Origin of the sequence: Kitasatospora sp. NPDC007106 (genome assembly GCF_040634455.1) — a bacterium.
GTDB classification, from domain to species: domain Bacteria; phylum Actinomycetota; class Actinomycetes; order Streptomycetales; family Streptomycetaceae; genus Kitasatospora; species Kitasatospora arboriphila.
The window spans coordinates 1-1,939 of record NZ_JBEYFP010001024.1; the positions used below are offsets into that span (position 1 = coordinate 1).

The 1,939-nt window shown below is 73.1% G+C and carries 2 protein-coding genes; both read right to left on the reverse strand.

The genetic code is table 11. The annotated features are described in order from the left end of the window. The coding region (locus tag ABZ641_RS35310) for a biotin carboxylase N-terminal domain-containing protein (RefSeq protein ID WP_359988492.1) at positions 1–281 on the reverse strand (281 nt) is incomplete at its 3' end. Between the two features lie 23 nt (positions 282–304). Next, a complete protein-coding gene (locus tag ABZ641_RS35315) occupies positions 305–1,903 on the reverse strand; it encodes a carboxyl transferase domain-containing protein (RefSeq protein WP_359988494.1) in 1,599 nt (532 codons plus the stop codon). Between the last annotated feature and the right edge of the window lie 36 nt (positions 1,904–1,939).

Consider the following 1,939-nt stretch of genomic DNA (forward strand, 5'->3'; position numbering starts at 1 on the left):
GCCTGCGCGAAGTCGGCGTTCTCGGAGAGGAAGCCGTAGCCGGGGTGGACGGCGTCCGCGCCGGCGGCGCGGGCGGCGGCGATCAGCAGGTCGGCCCGGAGGTAGGTGTCGGCGGGGGCGGCGCCGGGGAGGCGGACGGCGGTGTCGGCCTCCCGGACGTGCGGGGCGTCGGCGTCCGGGTCGGAGTGCACGGCGACGGTGGCGATGCCGAGGTCGCGGCAGGTGCGGAAGATCCGCCGGGCGATCTCGCCGCGGTTGGCGACCAGCAGAGAGGTGATCACTTGGGTCGTTCCTCCACGAGAAGCTACATCCGGAAGACGCCGTAGCCGCGGGCGCCCTCGACGGGGCCGCTGTGCACGGCGGAGAGGCAGAGTCCGAGCACGGTCCTGGTGTCCCGCGGGTCGATGACGCCGTCGTCGTAGAGCCGTCCGGAGAGGAAGGCGGGCAGCGACTCGGCCTCGATCTGCTGCTCGACCATGGCGCGGATCGCCGCGTCGGCGTCCTCGTCGTACGGGGTGCCCTTGGCGGCGGCGGACTGCCGGGCGACGATGGACAGCACCCCGGCGAGCTGCTGCGGGCCCATCACCGCGGACTTGGCGCTCGGCCAGGCGAACAGGAAGCGCGGCTCGTAGGCGCGTCCGCACATGCCGTAGTGCCCGGCGCCGTAGGAGGCGCCCATCAGCACGGACAGGTGCGGGACGCGCGAGTTGGAGACCGCGTTGATCATCATCGCGCCGTGCTTGATGATGCCGCCCTGCTCGTAGGCCTCGCCGACCATGTAGCCGGTGGTGTTGTGCAGGAAGAGCAGCGGGATGTCGCGCTGGTTGGCGAGCTGGATGAACTGGGCGGCCTTCTGCGACTCGGCGCTGAAGAGCACGCCCTGCGCGTTGGCGAGGATGCCGACGGGGTAGCCGTGCACGGTGGCCCAGCCGGTGGCCAGGCTCGGCCCGTACAGCGGCTTGAACTCGTCGAAGTCGGAGCCGTCGACGATCCGGGCGATGACCTCGCGCGGGTCGAAGGGCACCCGCAGGTCGCCGGGGACGATGCCGAGCAGCTCCTCCTCGTCGTACTTCGGCGGCTCGGCGGTGGTGTCGGGCAGCGGGCCGCTGCGCTGCCAGTGCAGCCGTTTGACGATCCGGCGGGCGATCCGGCAGGCGTCCGGCTCGTCCTCGGCGACGTGGTCGGCGAGGCCGGAGGTGCGGGCGTGCATGTCGGCGCCGCCGAGCCGTTCCTCGTCGGCCTCCTCACCGGTGGCCATCTTGACCAGCGGCGGGCCGCCGAGGAAGACCTTGGCGCGCTCGCGCACCAGCACGGTGTGGTCGGACATGCCGGGCACGTAGGCGCCGCCGGCGGTGGAGTTGCCGAAGACGACGGCGATCGTCGGGATGCCGGCGGCGGAGAGCCGGGTGAGGTCGCGGAAGAGCGCCCCGCCGGGGATGAAGATCTCCTTCTGGCTGGGCAGGTCCGCGCCGCCGGACTCGACCAGGTTCACCAGCGGCAGCCGGTTGTGCAGGGCGACCTCGTTGGCCCGCAGCGCCTTCTTCAGCGTCCACGGGTTGCTGGCGCCGCCGCGCACGGTCGGGTCGTTGGCGGTGATGACGCAGACCGTGCCCTCGATCACCCCGACGCCGGTGACCAGGGCGGCGCCGACCGGGTGGTCGCTGCCCCAGGCGGCGAGCGGGGAGAGTTCCAGGAACGGCGCGTCCTGGTCGAGGAGGAGTTCGATGCGCTCGCGGGCGAGCAGCTTGCCGCGGTTGCGGTGCCTCTCGACGTAGCGGGGGCCGCCGCCGGCCAGCGCCTTGGCGTGTTCGGCGTCGAGGGCGGCGAGCTTCTCCAGCATCGCGGCCCGGTGGGCGGTGTGCTCGGCGCCGCCGGGGTCGAGGCGGGTGGGGAGGACGGTCACAGGAGGGCCTCCGGGATGTCGAGGTGCCGGGAGCGC